The organism is Marivirga aurantiaca (assembly GCF_016679925.1).
GTDB lineage: Bacteria > Bacteroidota > Bacteroidia > Cytophagales > Cyclobacteriaceae > Marivirga > Marivirga aurantiaca.
On sequence record NZ_JAEQBW010000006.1, the window covers coordinates 199,781 to 217,794 of the forward strand.

The 18,014-nt window shown below is 36.8% G+C and carries 13 protein-coding genes; 3 read left to right on the forward strand and 10 right to left on the reverse strand.

The window, feature by feature from the left end:
- Positions 1 to 438 precede the first annotated feature (438 nt).
- The 3 genes from egtB (at position 439) to JKA74_RS14140 (ending at position 4,155) form a co-directional block, all read left to right on the forward strand.
- Positions 439 to 1,596: an ergothioneine biosynthesis protein EgtB gene (egtB, locus tag JKA74_RS14130; protein ID WP_201431859.1), complete on the forward strand. Its 1,158-nt coding sequence runs from the start codon at positions 439 to 441 to the stop codon at positions 1,594 to 1,596.
- Complete coding sequence (gene egtD, locus JKA74_RS14135) at positions 1,593 to 2,558, forward strand: L-histidine N(alpha)-methyltransferase (protein ID WP_201431860.1); 966 nt, start codon at positions 1,593 to 1,595, stop codon at positions 2,556 to 2,558. Before egtB ends, egtD begins: the two co-directional genes overlap by 4 nt.
- 505 nt (positions 2,559 to 3,063) lie before the next feature.
- Positions 3,064 to 4,155 (forward strand): cyanophycinase, encoded by a 1,092-nt coding sequence (locus JKA74_RS14140; protein WP_201431861.1) that lies wholly within the window; start codon positions 3,064 to 3,066, stop codon positions 4,153 to 4,155.
- Positions 4,156 to 4,998: 843 nt separating this feature from the next.
- Here the strand turns inward: JKA74_RS14140 and JKA74_RS14145 are convergent.
- The 10 genes from JKA74_RS14145 to JKA74_RS14190 all read right to left on the reverse strand — a co-directional run bounded on the left by JKA74_RS14145 (position 4,999) and on the right by JKA74_RS14190 (position 17,985).
- Complete coding sequence (locus JKA74_RS14145; RefSeq protein WP_201431862.1) at positions 4,999 to 10,110, reverse strand: T9SS type A sorting domain-containing protein; 5,112 nt, start codon at positions 10,108 to 10,110, stop codon at positions 4,999 to 5,001.
- A 394-nt stretch (positions 10,111 to 10,504) separates the two neighbouring features.
- Positions 10,505 to 11,137 (reverse strand): HD domain-containing protein, encoded by a 633-nt coding sequence (locus JKA74_RS14150; RefSeq protein WP_201431863.1) that lies wholly within the window; start codon positions 11,135 to 11,137, stop codon positions 10,505 to 10,507.
- A gap of 24 nt (positions 11,138 to 11,161) precedes the next feature.
- Positions 11,162 to 11,884, reverse strand: a complete 723-nt coding sequence (locus JKA74_RS14155) for an acetolactate decarboxylase (RefSeq protein ID WP_236587812.1) — start codon at positions 11,882 to 11,884, stop codon at positions 11,162 to 11,164.
- Between the two features lie 11 nt (positions 11,885 to 11,895).
- Positions 11,896 to 12,516 (reverse strand): hypothetical protein, encoded by a 621-nt coding sequence (locus tag JKA74_RS14160; protein ID WP_201431864.1) that lies wholly within the window; start codon positions 12,514 to 12,516, stop codon positions 11,896 to 11,898.
- A 124-nt stretch (positions 12,517 to 12,640) separates the two neighbouring features.
- The gene (locus tag JKA74_RS14165) at positions 12,641 to 13,270 is read right to left on the reverse strand and encodes a YiiX family permuted papain-like enzyme (RefSeq protein ID WP_407659060.1); all 630 of its coding nucleotides are present in this window, start codon (positions 13,268 to 13,270) and stop codon (positions 12,641 to 12,643) included.
- Positions 13,271 to 13,602: 332 nt separating this feature from the next.
- Entirely contained in the window at positions 13,603 to 14,958 is a 1,356-nt protein-coding gene (locus JKA74_RS14170; RefSeq protein WP_201431866.1) for a DEAD/DEAH box helicase, read from the reverse strand.
- A gap of 287 nt (positions 14,959 to 15,245) precedes the next feature.
- Complete coding sequence (locus tag JKA74_RS14175) at positions 15,246 to 15,704, reverse strand: GNAT family N-acetyltransferase (protein WP_236587814.1); 459 nt, start codon at positions 15,702 to 15,704, stop codon at positions 15,246 to 15,248.
- A complete protein-coding gene (locus tag JKA74_RS14180) occupies positions 15,694 to 16,233 on the reverse strand; it encodes an SRPBCC family protein (RefSeq protein ID WP_201431867.1) in 540 nt (179 codons plus the stop codon). Before JKA74_RS14180 ends, JKA74_RS14175 begins: the two co-directional genes overlap by 11 nt.
- A gap of 284 nt (positions 16,234 to 16,517) precedes the next feature.
- The gene (locus JKA74_RS14185; RefSeq protein WP_201431868.1) at positions 16,518 to 17,141 is read right to left on the reverse strand and encodes a hypothetical protein; all 624 of its coding nucleotides are present in this window, start codon (positions 17,139 to 17,141) and stop codon (positions 16,518 to 16,520) included.
- Positions 17,142 to 17,274: 133 nt separating this feature from the next.
- A complete protein-coding gene (locus JKA74_RS14190; RefSeq protein WP_201431869.1) occupies positions 17,275 to 17,985 on the reverse strand; it encodes a DUF4386 domain-containing protein in 711 nt (236 codons plus the stop codon).
- Between the last annotated feature and the right edge of the window lie 29 nt (positions 17,986 to 18,014).

Below are 18,014 nucleotides of genomic sequence, written 5' to 3' on the forward strand. Positions count from 1 at the left end.
TAAAATCTAACTCAAATTATAAAGTATTAGCCTCCGGAGACAAAACATTTTTATGGTTTCTTCGATTAATAATGCTGAAAGCTCAAAGTTGTTGGCCTTGCAAATTTCACTATGATTTATTGCAATGCTATTAAGTTAAGACAATTTTCCTTCTCCCATCGGAGAAGGATGAAAGGTTGAGGTTTTAATTAAAGATTAACTTAATAGCATTAACCGGTAACTAATGTGGGTTTACGTCAATTTTTAAAATCTAACTCAAATTATAAAGTATTAGCCTCCGGAGACAAAACATTTTTATGGTTTCTTCGATTAATATAATGCTTAGCGTCAGAAACCCTCCTCTTTAAAAAGGCCTAATGATGGAAGGATGCGGACATTACTGAAGATAAACAAGATTCTTCTACCAATTTTTTATAATAATTATTACTTTCAATTTCTATGAACCAACCAAAAGAGCGATACCATGCGGTGAGAAAGTACACAGAAAAACTTTGTCAGCCATTGGTAATTGAAGATTATGGTGCCCAGCCCATCCCGGATGTAAGTCCGCCTAAATGGCATTTGGCGCATTCTACCTGGTTTTTTGAGACTTTCTTATTGAAGAAACATCTGAAAGGATACAGTGAGTTTGATCCTCATTACAGTTACTTGTTTAACAGCTATTATGAAGCAGTAGGAGAGAGGGTTCTAAAGCCTAACCGTGGCAACATGACAAGGCCAACTGTGGAACAGGTTTATCAATACCGCGAATATGTAGATCAGTCAATGAAGGAATTACTTTCTTCTGATCTGGATAAAACGCAACTGGCTATATTGGAAATTGGCCTGCAGCATGAGCAGCAACATCAGGAACTGCTGATTTATGATATCAAATACATCTTAGGGTACAATCCGCTTTTCCCTGTTTATGATGAGGGTTTCAAGGAGTATCAGCCGGAAAATAACATACAAGAATTTATTCCTTTGGAGAAAGGGAATTATAAAATTGGTTATGAGGGCGATGGGTTTGCCTTTGACAATGAGCGCATGCATCATGAAGTACATTTAATGGGGGCACAGATTAGTAATAGATTAGTCACCAATGCAGAATATGCCGAATTTATTGAAAGTGGAGCGTACGCAGATCATCAGTTCTGGCATAGCGATGCACGCGCATGGTTGGAGCAAACCGCGATTTCTGCGCCATTGTACTGGCACAAAATTGATGGAGATTGGTATCATTACACATTGGCCGGGCTGAAGAAAATTATTGAAAATGCCGCTGTAATGCATGTGAGCTTTTATGAAGCCTATGCTTTTGCCGAATGGAAAGGCATGCGACTGCCTACAGAATTTGAGTGGGAAGTGGCGGCCAATCAATTGGATTGGGGGCAAAGATGGGAATTCACAGGAAGTGCTTACTTACCCTATCCGGGATATAAAAAACCACCGGGAGCCATTGGTGAATACAATGGCAAATTTATGGTTAACCAAATGGTACTTAGGGGAGCCTCTGTGGCTACACCTGAAAATCATTCCAGAAAAACATATAGAAATTTTTTCCATCCGCATTTGCAATGGCAATTCAATGGAATCAGACTAGCTAAAAATTTATGATCGATACCAAAAAAATTAATCAAGCCGTTGCCAATGAGGTGATTAATGGATTGAGCAGGAAGAATAAAAGTTTACCAAGTTGGTTGTTTTATGATGAAGAAGGTGATAAGCTTTTTCAACAGATAATGAACATGCCTGAATATTATCTTACGGACAGTGAGTACCAGATATTTCAAAACTACAAAGCAGATATTCTGTCTGTTTTTACTGAAAACTCCCGGGGATTCAATTTGATTGAATTTGGTGCCGGAGACGGAATGAAAACAGAGGTTTTGTTAAAATATTTCACTTCTCAGAAAGCCAACTTTACCTATAAGCCTGTTGATATTTCTGCTTCTGTATTGGATCAACTGGCCAATAGAATGAAGCAATCTGTTCCGGATTTATCCATCGAACCCATCAACAAGGAATATTTCTCGGCCCTGGAAGCTTTAAATTCAGATAGGAAGAATCCTATGATTGTACTCTTCATGGGGGCTAATATTGGCAATTTTGCCTTAAGTGAAGCAAAGGATTTTGTAAGGAAAATTGCAGGCTCACTTCGGTCTCAGGATCAACTAATGATTGGCTTTGACCTTAAAAAGAATCCCAATATGATATTGGATGCCTATAATGATGCGGCTGGTATTACCACAGCTTTTAATATGAACCTATTGACAAGGCTCAACAGGGAGCTGGAAGCCAATTTTGAGCTGGATAAATTTATGCATTATCCCTATTATGACCCACAAACGGGTACTGCCAAAAGTTTTATTGTCTCAAAAGAGGAGCAAACGGTGAGCTTTAACACTTTAAATGAGTCTTTTGATTTCAAGGCTTGGGAGCCCATTCATGTGGAATTCTCACAAAAGTTTGATGAAGAAATGATTGCCGAACTAGCACGTCAGGCAGGTTTGTCAGTAGAAAAATATTTCTACGATAATAAAAAATATTTTGCAGATGTAGTACTCAAGAAGGTTTAATAGACAATTGGTAGGTAGTTGAAAAAAACACTTCCAAAACATTTTATACTATTTTTTTGCTGATGTTTTTAAGATGTAATTAAAGTAGTCTGTAAATATTTATATTTCATTGTGTGTCAATTCACTTTAAAATAATTGGATAATAGAAAGAATGTTTTTATCTTAGTGTGAATGCGTTTTATTCTTCTAAAATATCGCAATTTAAATTTCAACCCTAAAAAAATATTTGGGCTCAAAATCTTGAGCTTCAAACCGGTTCACTTACTGAATTTGCAACCGGTTTTCGATTGTTAGTCCCTTTTCTCATATTATTTAATACTTCCTTTCAGGTAAAGGTTTCAAACCTTTTGCTTCTGTAAATACATTTCTCAGTTTATTAGGAGATTGTACTTTATGGATATAAATCAATTAATGGTTTATTAGCTATATATGCTATGGATCCTAATGGTGAGTAGCGCCCGGAAGGTTGATAAAATCAATTAATTTTATTAAAAGACTAACAATTATGAAAAAGATAAGCTATGCATTTATCGCAATTTTAATGATATTTTCCGCGTGTACGGAAGAAAGTGTGGAAATGGGAAAACCTGCCCATGCCGGTGGTCCTAAAGACAAAGACAATGATGGAGGTGGAACCGACAGTGGTGTAACTTACTACCTTACCGGTAGTGAAACTGATGTACAAACCAATACAACTGCAGGTTACCTTCTAGCAGGAGGTTCCAGTGATCAAAAATCCTGGTTCGATTGGATGGTAGGTAAATCCGGGGGTGGTGATTTTGTAGTCATTCGTAGTTCCAATAGTAGTGGTTATAATGATGACACATTCATTGAAGGAACAAATTCGATCTGGACTTTAGTAATAGATAGCAGAGAAGCAGCAAATTCTGAATTTGTAAAAGAGAAAATTCGAAATGCAGAGGCTTTATTTATAGCTGGAGGTGACCAGACAGCCTACTACGATTATTGGAATGATACGGAAGTAGAGTTTGCAATTAACTACCTGGTGAATGAGAAGAAAATACCTGTTGGAGGTACTTCAGCCGGCTTGGCCATACTGGGAGAATTTGCTTATATTCCACAATCAAGTGGTGTTATTTCATCTGAAGCTTTATCTGATCCCTATCATTCTTATATGGAGTCCTTAGAAAATGACTTTTTACAACTGCCGGGTCTGGGAAGTATTGTTACTGATTCACATTTTTCTGAAAGAGACAGGCTTGGTCGTACAATTACATTTATGGCCAGGCTAATTCAAGATGGATTGGTCAGCGATTATCAACAAATTAAAGCGATAGCGGTAGATGAATACACAGCTGCGGCCATTGAGGCCAATGGGGATGTTTCTGTATTAGGGGATCCGGATTATGAAGATTATGCTTTCTTTTTCTCCGCTAATTCAGCTCCTGATGTTTGTGAACAGGGAGAATCATTAGATTGGGCCAATGCAGTGAATGTTTATGCGATAAAAGGTAAAAATCCGCCTTCAGTAAGCTTTAATATTGCTAATTGGTCTGCACAAAGCAGCGATGCAGTTTTACACCAGGTGAATGTAAATAACGGAAGTATCAGTAATGATATCCAACAACCTCAATAACTAAAATTTATCAGCAATAGCGAAGGCCTTAGAAAATATTTTAAGGCCTTTTTTCTTTCTTTTAGGGAAATTTTGATAAATAATGCCATGTCAGAAAACCCAATGTACCGGGACAAGTTTTGCTATTAATGAGCGGAATAGCCTGTCAGCTTCAAGTTTTAAAAAAATCTTTTGCAATAGTAGAAAATTGTGATCAGCTTATTATTCTCTGCTGGTATAAATCTGTGAGACATATCCCTTGAAAGCGATTATTAATGCTATTAAGTTAAGACAAATTTCCTTCTCTCTTCGGAGAAGGATGCAAGGTTGAGGTTTAAATTAAAACTTAACTTAATAGCATTGAGGGGATTATAGGGGTGTAGACTGGAAAATAAGAAATCTTGTTATATAGGGTACTCTTGATAAATGCTCCAATATTCAAAAACCAAATAAAATTTGCTCGGAGTATGCGCGTGGGTGGACAAAAAGGCGGGGAGCGCGTGGAATTGCAGCTTGGAAGCATCTTTTTGTCTTGATTTTTTCAATCTTTTGTATCAAGACAAAAGATGAAGAATAAAATTTGGTTTAAAAATGAATAAAATTTAAGTTAAACCTTAATATTAAATGAAATTCCTGTTTTCTGAGGTTTTGTACTTTGATTTAAATTTAAAGAAACACTAATAAAAGCAAGGATACCCAGTTTATAGGTGAAATTTATTTTTCATTAGGAGCCTATATAGCAGCAAAAAAACGAAATCAATTTTCAATATGACTGATCACAATTTATTAAATCAAAATAGTGTCCAACTCAAAAAAGTGGAAAGTAAAGTAGTCGTAGCCCTGTGAAAGACTACGACTATCAATTTATTGCTTTATTAATTTTGTATAACTAACTATTGATCCAGTAGCCGAGGGTGATTCAACCTTTAACTGATATGAACCTGCTGAAAGTCCACTAACATCTACGCTTAGACGATTGTTTTCAACAGTATGTGCTTGATTAATTACCATTCTACCCATATTGTCAAATAGCTGAATTTGCGCTTTCGATATATTTCCTTCCTCAAAAACAATATTTAAAGTATTCTTTACCGGATTTGGAAACAGGGATATATTGCCCGCCTTTTCTTTAAACTGGATAACAACTACGGGCGAATAGGAATATTTTCCATCATAATCTATCTGCCTGAATCTGTAATAGGTGGTACCGGAATTTTCCCCGGTATCAAAAAACCTATAATTTGTTGGTTCATATTTTGTGCCCTGACCTTCAATAATACCAATGATGTCAAAGTTTTCACCATCCTTCGATTTCTCCAATTCAAAATAATCATTGTTGATTTCACTGGCTGTTTGCCATGTGAGTTCTGCAGCATCATTGATTATTTCCCCCTTAAAATAAACCAGGCTTATAGGTAATGGGCCATCGGAAGAAACACCTACTGAAAAATCACTAAAACCTGAAAGATTAGCTCTTGAAACAGTAATTGGATTATTAAAACTTCCCACTTCATTTAATGCCATATGATCTCCCAATATTGACCAGTCGTTTAATTCTGAATCTCTCTTCAATAAAATATGGTTGGTGAAGATATTTCCATTTGTATGGCCTCTTGAAGTTATTGATATATCATATGTGACAACTACAGAAGGAGATGTTGGTTTTATGGTCCAAAATCCATAGTTCAGAACATCATTCACCTGATTAGGGCCAACGTTCAGGCCATTGGGAGCATTCCCTCTATGGCCTGCATTGAACTCAGCATCTATACAGGTAGCCTCACTGATAGCGCTGAAATGAATCCAGGCATTTTCCAGATGGTTGGGTGAGCCCACGGGAAAATTATAGGATTGATCTGCTATTACGCATCTCCTTAATTTGCCATTTATGAAAGCATCTTCACCAAAAGACGAGATAGCATCAGGATCTGTGTTTTCTACCCAAATAATGCCATTGTCAGTTTTAACAACTCCATTTGTTAAGATGAGGTTGCCTGCAATTTTTAAATCATTTTCAATAGTGATACGCCCGTTGTTTCTGTTAAATTCAAAATTATTCACATAATTATTGGTTGTAGATATTGCCAGTACACCTGCATTACCCGCTCCATTAATGGTCAGGCTTGCATCAATATCACCACTTAAAGTGCCGTTTGTGCTATTGATATGACCATTTAATGTAAGGCTATTTGTATTCATTGTCAAAGTGCCGGTAGTTAGATTCAACGCACCTTCAAGAATAAGGTCATTACTAAGTGTAAGGCCGTTTCCATTGTTAAGCCTTAGGCTATTCAAGTGCGTAGCCTGAGTGGGCAAAATCATTCCTGCAGCGCTACCTTCAATAGAGATAGAAGAAGTACTATTGGTCAAAAGATTAGCGGTACTCCCAGCAATTGGATTTCTGATGGTGAGGGTGTTGTCCTCTACACTTAGTGTGCCGGATACCAAATTCAGTATGCCTTGAATGTTGGTATTTCCATTCATTATCACTCCATTTGTGTTATTAATTGAAAGTCCACCAATAATACCTCTGAGATTTTGAACGTCCGTTCCCCTCATATTAATGATTCCATTTCCTGTAGACAGTGTGCCATCATTATAGCAATTACCATAAACATTTAATGTTCTTGTTGCATTTACAGTTATTCTGGCTCCTGCATTTATCTCTAAATTATATGCAGGCACATCTGAATTGATAACAGGGTAATTCCCACCGATAGGAGATGTTGGTATCAAAGCACTGAAAGTTGAAGAAGGAATTGAGGCTGACCAGTTACTGGCAAGGCTCCAATCTGTGGAATGTCCCAACCAGACATTTCCAACAAATACATCGAATGATTCACTTGAGCTACAAATACCATCTTGTACAGTTAAAGTAATTGTTACTGTACCGAACTGGTTATTGGCTGGTGTTATAGTTACGTTTCTGTTGCCACCGGTTCCATTTATTACAATATTAGCAGTAGGAATAATAGAAGTATTGGAAGAGCTGGCCGAAACAGTGAGCAAACCCGCAGTGGTTTCCGTATCTGCTACTGTAAAAGGGATAGCAGCAGTTGAAGTGTTAAGATCTGTAATTACATCTGCTATTTGGGTGAGTGTGGGCGCTGTGTTGTCTTCTACAGCTACCGTGACTGAACCGGAATTGTTGCTAAAATCACTGTCGACCTGGTTATAAGATCTAACACTTGCATAAGCTGTAATGGAATTTAAATTTTGACCAATTTCTACTGTTCCTCTCATTTCAAGGCTTACAGTTTCACCATTGCTTATTAAGGGAATAGTCCAGAATCCACTGGCCTGATTATAGGTTCCTGAACTCACTTCAGATTCCACAGGAGTGAAACCAAAAGGCAATGCAGAGGTAACGATCACATTGGTTCCGTCATTGGGGCCATTATTGGTAACATTTACTGTGTATGATACGAGTCCATTTACGCAAGGAGTTCCATTGTCACTTTCAAAGGCGAGTGATAAATCTGCAGTCTGATTGGGCGTTTCCCCAAACACCATCATCCTGTGCATGTTCCTGCCATTTAGATATAGCCTTTCATTTAAATCAAAATTAATACCATATGGCTGGCTCATATTTCTGTCTGTAGCGGTGCCGGATGCTCCTGCACCATCATTAAAAGATACTGTTTCAGTAAAATTCCTTTGTCCCAAAACAATATCGGCACTAGCATTATTAACAGTAGGAATTTCATTGAAAATCAATGCTCTGTGATTCAAAAAATCGGCTATTGCCACTACTCCCGAAGGGGAAACCGTTACTCCTGGCCCATTGAGCCTGTTTCCGGTATTGCCCGCACCATTATTGGCAAAGTTTGATTGTCCGATAACAACATTTGCTGCTGCACCATTGGTAGTAGGGATTGTGTTATACACAAGTACTCTGTTGTTCATGTCATCGGCAATCAATAATTTACCATCAGGGGCTAATGATGTGTTCCATGGCTGCCTTAAGGCTGTAGTGGAAGTGCCTGCATTACCATTGGTGAAATTGGTTTGACCAATCACCACATCAGCAGCGGCATTATTGGTTGTAGGTATTTTGTTGAAAATCAGAACCCTGTTATTGTTCCTGTCTGTTACAATCATTTTACCACTTGGAGTAATCTGCACATCGGTAGGTCTGTTGAACCTACTTGCTGTTCTCCCGGTGCCATTGTTGGTGAAATTGGTTTGACCAATTACTACATCAGCAGCCTGGTTGTTGGAGGTAGGAATAGCGTTCCAAATCAGGATTCTATTATTCCCTGCGTCTGCAACAATAAGTTTATTGCCATCAGGACTGAAGGTTACACCATCCGGAGCTCTCAAACGTGAAGCCGTATTCGCTGCACCGGTATTGGTGAAATTGGTTTGTCCCACTACAATATTGGCAGGAGTTCCATCAGCAGTAGGTACGCTATTCCAAATCAGCACCCGATTGGTGGTTTGAGAGCCTACAGCAAGTACACCCTTTGCGCTTACCGCAGAACTATTGGATCCTGGTGCTGTTACCTGGCTGGCCGTGGTACTTACTGTATTGAAATCTACCTGTCCCACTACAATTTTTGCACTTTCAAAATTGGAATAGCTTTGTTTAAATACTTCTACATTAAAGCTAATCGTTTTTGCGCATGTACCATCCGATACTTCAATGGATATATCTGAAACACCGAATTGATTCAGTCCCGGGGTAATTGTCAGAGTTCTATCATTTCCTGTGCCTGTAAGGTCAAGCCCTGAAAGGGGTAGTACTGTTGTATTGGAAGAGGTAATAGTAATAATTAAATCATCCACAGCAGTTTCAGCATCAGAGATAGTGAAATCAATTGGGGAAGATACTTGATTGTAGCCGACAGATTGGTCAGTGATTGCTGAGATTTCAGGTATAGTATTGGTTCCAACTGAAACTGTAATGTCTGAGGCATCATTAGCACTATTGTTATCAAACATGCTGGAAGATACAATTTCAGCATTAGCTAATAAACTATTGCCACTTTGATCAACATTTACGGTAGCTTTAATTATTAGTATAAGATTTTCTCCGTTGCTTAAATTATTGATTGTCCAATTTCCGGTACCTGAATTATAGTTACCTTCTTCGGCATTGGCTTCAACAAAAGTTAAACCAGCAGGTAAATCAAAATTAACAGATATATTTTCTGTAGTAGCCGGTCCATTATTTGTCAAGCTTATTTCATAGAGAATTTCCTGGCCTACACAAGGGTTGCCGGTATTGGCTGCAATATTGATGGATAAATCGGCAGAGGGTGGAGCAAATGCAAAAACAAGACCGTTTGTTGGAACCACCCCATTATTAATAACTATGCCTATACCTCTATCATTTGTGTTGACTGTGTTATTGGTATCCCAATTAGTATTAGCACCTACTCTACTTTGAAAATCTGTATTGTTCCGATTGATACTCACTTGTGAAACGCTTTGGGTGCCGGTATGAGTAAAGTTACCATAATGAAACTCAATCAAATTTGAGCTTTCATATAGCTTTAATTGAAAATTATAACTTCCGTCTTTACCATTCCATCTATAGTTACTCCATTGAATTGTAAATACTCTATTAGGGGCATTTCCTGTAGTCTGAGCCCTCAGTTCTGATCCGGCTTGGGCTCTTAAATCACCGGAAAGTGGGCTTATAGAATTATCTAATCCGTTAAATAGTGGATAAGTAGTACCATCACCATTACTAAAACTCGCAAACCCATTAATTGATACTCCAATAGTAGTATGATCTGTACCAAAATAATTAAAATCAAAACCAATGTTCCTATTATTGAAGAATTGATTGTCATGATTTTGATTGTTTGAAATAACAGTTCCACCTGTAATGGGAACGTAATTTCTTATTTCAGCATTAAAAATATAATCCGTAGCATTTTGAGAGCGGACTTCGGAAAGGTTAAATAGGAGTGTGATAGCTATGGCTACACTTTTAATAATCGAACTAACAGTAAAGAGTGATTTCATCTTTGAATAATTTAAAAAATAACAAGCAAAGTAAGTTAGAATTATTCTAATAGAAGAAGTTGGTGAACAGTGGAGGAGGCTCTTAGGTGTAAGGAATGAATTATTTCCAGGGAACGAGTGACATGTATTCTGTTCTAAGAGATTCACTTATTTTTTAAACTACGTAAATCACCTATTGATCTGTATTTTAAGGCCTTATATCTAATAAGAGGAAGATGTAATGTTTAGGTAGTAATTAAATATTGTGGTGAACGGTTTTTTTAATCTCTAGGGTAGGTGTAAATGGTATTATTTATATAATTATTATAGAGTAATCGTGTAGTATTGAAGAAGAAAAAATGAATTCTTCCCCTACCTTATATAATCATTGCAAATGAGTCACTTTTGTTGAGGTCTATATCCGCGACTGCTTATTTTCAATTTCTTTTAGTTCCCTGTTCAGATTAAGCCTGGCTTTCGTTTCATATTGATTGTAAAAATGCTCCGATTGATAAATCCTTTCCATCTCTAGAAAATGTCTAAGTACCTTCTTCCTGCCAGGATAATAAAGCATGTCCGGGTAAATTTTATACTCTTTTCTGATTTGTGCAGTATAGTTTTTATACACTTCGGGCTCGCTACCTAAAATGGATAAGTCAGCATCAGTGAAAAGGTTGATTTCCGGATGACCTGCCTCATGGCTTTTTGTGGCAAGGATCATTTGCTTACAAAGTGTTGCTAAATCTGTGGGATAGGAAATTGATTCAAGCCTTTTCACAGCTAAATCGGCACTTTTTTCCTCATTATTGCTTTTTAAAGGATTGTAAATAATATCATGATAGGCAATAGCCATTACAACAGTATCCCAATGGGAGAACTGGTCTTTAAGCGGCTGTAATTCATGGGTTAAATTATTGAGATGAGTTAAGGTATGATAGTACCGACCCTTTTTGCAATAACACCTTTCTATTTCTTTCCACATACTGGAAATTTGTTGCTCATCGGAAGTGAATTTCCTCAAGCTGGTTTGGTATACTTCTTTCATCATGAGGGTTTTTCTTTGAACCTGGATTTATCTTTCAGGCAGATATAATTTCATTTTTTTATCTCCAAATATAACTTCATCCAAATGCCCCATTTGTGATCGATTGGTGGTAATGAGGTGCATATGTAAAAAGGAATCATGGTGGGTGAAAACTCCTTTATGTTCAGTAGAAAAGAAACCCACAATTTCTACTTCTTCATTTTGTAAAAGGTAATTTGTCTGCCCCTGGTGTGCTTCCTCTGGTGAGCTGACTTTTGTTCCCTTAGGTAAATTCTGGATGTGGATTTTTGCTTCCTTGATCCTTCCTTTCAGCTTGAAAGCAAATGGTCTAATATTAGTTTTGCTTTGGTAATCAATAAATTGTTCCAGCTGGTGTAGATTTTGGATACTGTCTGGCAAATTATACTCTTTCCAGTGCTCTACATTGGCATACACGAAAAATGGTGCTTTTATATCATATGTTTCCTTTACTTCCATGGTGGAATCCGAAAGTACAGTAGAAACATAGGATTGCCCATCAATTATGAGTAGTTCCCCTGTTAAATATTCAACAGGTCCAAGACCATATAATCCTTTTTTAGACGCTATGGTATCGAGCTGTATGGTACCGGCTAATTCTCCTTTCCACATGACGTTTTTCATGGCGCCCACTATTTGTACTTCTGTTCCGGAGGTTTCTTTTTTGCTATCGGGTCCACAACTTATAGCCATTAATGCTATGATGCCCATTAAGTAAATTTTTTGTGTCATTTTATTGCTCCTTAAGTATTATCAGGTGTTATTCTATTATGAAAATCAATTAAAAATTCTTTATGCTCTATCAAATCATTTAAATCGGCCTCAAATGTTTTTATTTCCTTTAGGTTCGGAAAGCTTAATTTAGCCTTTGCTATTGAGTAAGAAATGGTTAGGTTAACATAATTATAAATCAGAATTACCTTTTGAATGGGATCAGTTCTTACTGTTCGAAATCCTATTTTTTTAGCTGTTCTCTCATTTAAGATATAGCTTGTTCCTTTTATTTTAATAGAGTCGTTGGCTTTACCCTCATATGCCTCAATAAGCTTCAAAATTCCTTCCAAATAGTTTTTGATGATGAAATTGGTGCGTTGCCTGCCATTTAGGTCTTTATTGATCACGAAATAGTAATCAAACAAAGTGCCTCCATGAATGATGATCAGATTATTTTTCTCTTTTTCTGCCAAGAGGAGAGGGGCATAATATATAAGTTGGCCACTTTTACTCAATGAGGGGGTATCAAAAAACGGTGCAATTACAGATAGGGTAATGGTAATTGACAAAATAGCGATAAGGTATATTCCACTATAGATTGCAATAAGGAGAATGGGTAGGTTAAGGATGAAAGCACAGAATCCAATCATGAATTGAATTTTGTGTTGCTCTTTTTGAGCTTTTTGGTAGAATGGATGATTCAATTAAGGTGTGTAGTTTAATGTAAAAATTTTCTTAGTAACTATATTCCGGGTTTTTCAAATAATAAATTTATTAATTTTCCTGTATGGTTACTAATTTTTGAGAGCTAAACATGGCTGCAGGAGAAATCACCTTTTCATCTAATGGAATGTCGTTTCCGTACCTTTCTTTAAGTTTTTCTCTGACAGCTTTCTGAGTTAAATCGAAATCAGAAAGTTGCTCCAATTGGCCAATCGGTATACCGGTGGCTTCTTTATAAATTTTCCATACCAGCTCAGAACAATAGATTTTATCATCAGACCATTCAAAGTATACATCATAATCTTTCCCCTTGAATTTTTCACCTGCCAGCTTCATCTTTTTTAGAATATCCGGGGTTAAAATTTGATCTGCACTTTTGAGTCTTTTAATTACGTAATGTCCTTTTTCACCTCGTTTTATCCATTCTGAGAGTGGTGTTAATTTTACAGGCTGAACAGCTTCATAGACTAAGAACCGGCCATCATTTTCATAGATAATTCCCATGTGGCTGTATTTGGAATCTGTTGCCAATTGAATGGCTTTACTCTGGCTTGATTTTGAAGTTTGAAAAATGATGTCACCGCTTTGGATGATGTTTTCCATCTCCTGAATTTCTTCTGCTTTTTTACCCTCAGTGCAAGCCAGGAGAAATGTGAGTGTGATAAGGAAGATTAGTTTCAAGGAATACATATTATAATTCGTAATTCAATGTCGTTTAGTTAAGCTTTCAACTAAAACCTCAACCTTCCATCCTTCTCTCCCGATTGGGACAAGCTAAAAGGAGAAGGAAGTTTGTCTTAACTAAACGACATTGATTCATAATTGAAGTTTTTTTCAGCTAAACGAATAAAAGTAATGATTTATGTTTTAGTAGACAATGGCATTAGAACAAATGAGGAGGTGTTAAACAAAGGAAGAGTGGCTTTTGGTGAAAGTAGGCACTAACTGGTGGATATCCCAACTTATTCACTTCAACACTTCTGCACTTCAAAACCTATAAACCTGCCAACTTACTACCTTTTCTTCTTTTTCTGTTGATTGAATTGCTTATCGCCACGGGTTTGGGCTTTTTTATGTTTGGCGGCCAATTTTTTACGATAGGAGCCCCCTTCATTTACCTTTTTATTTTTCTCCAGCTTTTCATGATGACTCGGGCCTTTTTTCTCATCTTTCTCGTTCCTGAAAAAGCTTTTATCATTTGTTTCTATCCGCTCTTCCGGAATGAGCTCATTATTAATAACCACTTCCTCAGGGAAATCGATAAGTGGTATTTTATAATCCATCAGACTTTCAATGGCTTCTTTTGCTTCTTCTTCTCTTTCGGTGTAAAAAAGAATGCTTTTACCTTCCAGTGTAGCCCTGCCTGTCCTTCCAATGCGGTGCATGTAATTCTCAGGATAAGCCGGTGTGTCGAAATTGATCACATGAGATACTTTGTCCAAATCCAGTCCCCTGGAGATTACATCCGTGGCTATTAAGAGTCTTTTTTCACCACTTTCAAATTCCTGCACAGATCTCATCCTGTAGTTTTGTGATTTATTGGAATGGATAATGGCTTTTGAGGAACCAAAGGAGTCTTCCAGGCAATCGAACAATCTGTCAGCCATTTTTTTATTCGAGACAAAAACCAATACTTTTTGGTATTCCTCTTTATTGCTCAACAAATGAGTAAGTAAGTTCACTTTGGTGAAGAAGTTTTTGACCGGGTAAGCCTGCTGTGAAATATTATCCAAAGGAGTACCACTTGGGGCAATGGAAATTCTGTGAGGTGCAACAAAAAAGTCATCCATCAATGCATCTACATCATCCGTCATGGTAGCCGAAAACATGATGTTTTGTCTGCGTGCCGGCAACAGATCCAGGATGTTGATCAACTGTGGGCGAAAACCCAGGTCCAGCATTACATCTACCTCATCAATCACCAATTTATTGATGTCTTTCAGGCTTAAGGATCTTTTAATGACTAAATCATAAAGCCTGCCGGGAGTAGCCACCAGAATGTCCAGTCCCTCGGCTATGGCTTGTTTTTGTAGTTTAATGTTGGCCTCACCAAATATACCCAGAACACGTATATTTATGTATTTGGCATAGCTGTTAATATTCTCCACCACTTGCGTTACCAGTTCCCTGGTAGGGACCATGATTAAAATCCTGGGATTATCCTGCTTTGAAAACTTTAGCTGTTGTAATATGGGAAGCAAATAAGCCAGGGTTTTACCGGTACCTGTTTGTGCAATACCTACTACATCTTTACCTGACATTACCACCGGAAAAGCCTGCTCCTGTATGGGCGTAGGTGTTTCAAAGCTCAGCTCTTCAATGGCATTATTTAATTGTTTTGTCAGTTTAAAATTTTCAAAAGTAATCATCAGAATAGTTATTTATGCAAAGGTAACTATTTGAGACTGGCAATAATTGAATAGAGCCTGCATTATTGTGTAGAAAATAAATACTTTGATGAAAAGATTGACTATGAGCGAGTTCTAATTATGATGAAGGTATCTATCAATTCTATTAGGGATACCCAATTTATTCTTTACTGCTTTTTCAGACACTTAAATTTGCTCTTATCATTAAATCTATAAGCCTGTTTTTGTTTTTCAAGTAAAAGAACATGGGAAATTATGTAAATTGTTATCCCGTAAGTTCTACTACCTTAATGTAATTTCATCTTTAAAATGGGAAAGTCTTTACCCTGGCTGTCTTTCTCTGTCCTGTCGTAGGTGATGAACCCAAATTTGGAATAGAATTCAACAGCTTTTCCATTGTCTTCGTTTACATCCACTTCAGTTGCGTTCAGTTTTTCCAGCCCGAATTTTAATAATGTCTTCCCCCAACCTTTTCCAAAGAAATGCGGATCAATAAATAGCATTTCGATCTTGTTTTCTGCCACCCCGATAAAGCCGTTTAGCTTTTCTTCATGAAATGAGCAATAAACCTGAAACGATTGAAAATCTATATCCTTTACTATCCCTTTAAAATAGTCAATGTCACTTGGTTTTAAAAAATGGTGTGTAGCCCGAACAGATTTTTCCCAAACTTCCACTAAACTATTTCGGTGTTCTTCTCTATATTTTTGTATTTTGATTTCCAATTTAATCCATTCATTTTTCAAGCTGGGTTTTTAATTCATTCAATCCTTCCTGAAAGTCATTGCCTATCATTTCTTCAAAATCCATAAAAAGCATCATCAGGTTCATAGGGTAATCCATATGTCCGCTAAACCCCCATTTTACCTTGGTTTGATTTTCCGAAACTGCTTCAGTTGTCATAAATGCAGGTGCAGTGGATTCCATGGGTTTGATAAAACGAAGCTCATAATCAATTCTTTCCCCTTCAATAATGTTGGTGATTTCTTGCTCGCCTGTACCGACTTCATCATTGTCACTTTCCCAGGCTGAGACAAAGCCTACAGTCCCGTCTGTTCCACGATAGGTCTTTTTCATTTCCGGGTCCATTGTTGCCCACTTGCTGAAATTATCTTGGTTTTTGAGGTACTTTACATAATCAAAAACTTCTTGTTGAGGCTTGTTAATAATAATTTCCCGTTCTACTTCGTAAGTTTTGTTTACGAATAAGGCTATAATTAAAGGAATAGCAATTATAATTGCTATGGCGATCAAGATTTTCTTTGGAGTTCCCATCTGTACAACTATGTTTAGGTTAGTTGTAAATTTAGCTTGTAATATTCATATAAAAAAATAAATAATCCCATATAAAACACTATTATACTGTATTTTATATGGGATTGATAGCCTTTATGCTATAAGTTATTACATACTTCGCTAGGTGTTGATAGTTGAAACATTCGTTTTAAAAGAAAAACAAGCAGAAGGTTACTCAGGGTTTCAATTTTCAATCAATTTATAGACCAATAAATCAATTGAAAATTTCCAAAGTCATTGCCGATTTTTTTTGCTAAAATTCTTTAAAAAGGGTAACTGGTTATACCAATTGTAGTCCATACTCCCTCTTTCTTTTCCAAATAATGGAGTCCTGCTGCTTTTAATGTGGGACCTTCGGGGGATTCCATGAACCAAAATAACTCAATTCCTAACATGGCCTGTGTTTTGTCCTCATTAAAACCTATGTTGTTGAGGGAGACGAATGTGCTATTTGACTCAGGATATTTTGTTTTAAATAAGTCCCAACCTTTATAGCTATCTTCTCTTTCAAAATAATAAGCATACTCTTCATTGGACATAAGTTTCGTCTCTGCTGTTGCGACTTCAATCTTTTCATCCAGCAAGTAGGAGCTTTGATTTGCCTGAAGGTATAGGTCAAATAAGCCGGGCTCCATATTTTTCATCTTTTCTAAACTGAAAAATAATTCAAAGTGGTCTTTAGGTGGGGTATATACTGAGGTTTTCTGATTAATAATCAGATGTTTTATACTCATTCTCTCCAGACTGGCACTATATACCAGGTATTCTTCTGCACTTAGCTCATCATGTGGGTCTAATGCAAATTCAGGAGTAAGTTCGTCTTTCTTATCGCATGACAAAAGAAAGAAAATGCTCAATAGGAGAAGAGTAAATATTGCTTTTTTCATACGGTAAAATTAAGTGATTATCAGGAATTATTTTTATGCTGATATAGTAAAAAAACAGAAAATTATCACCGGAAAAATCCTCGTCTATTACTATTAGATTTCACTATAATCCCTTAATATGAACCATACACTACTAAGAGGGTGAAGTGGAAACCATCTCCTTTTTATTCTTTGCGCTAAAAATCAAGAACCACACGCAAATGCCCAGTTCACCAATGCTGGCTGGTAACCTTATGTAGGAAGAAATGCCCATTTCATCATAATGAGGAAGTAGGGAATAACCAAAGAAATTTATTAAGTAACCTAAACTTCCAAGCATTAGAAAAATGCCTAGAGTTTTTGGCAGAAACCCGGATTTAAATACTAAATAACCAAAAGGGAACAGCCAAAGTCCCCAGAAAATGGAGGCAATAAGAATCCCATTGTTATACGATTCTAAAGATAGCATCACTTGAGCCTGCAACTGCTCTGCTGTCAGTACTTTTAAATATTCTGCACCGCTTAATAGGGAAAGAATATCAAATTTATATAATATACTGATAAATGAAATGGGAACACTTACTACTGCGAGTATCACCATGAGTGATGCCATTGTTTTATCAACTTGCGAGAGTAATTTGTATAGTACCAGGGGTAATATTAAGAAGAATGTATAACATAATAAGCCACTTACAGCACCCAATCGATAGAGCGATTCAGAAGCTATAATATTATTTACAGTTGCGGAAGCATCACTCCACACGATGAGCTTTGAAGGTACGTACATCAGACTGAAGATGCCACACAATACTACCATTAGATAAACCAGGCCGGCAAATCTTGCAATCTTTTTGTTTGAATTCATTCTTAGTATTTTTATTCTCGTGTAAAACC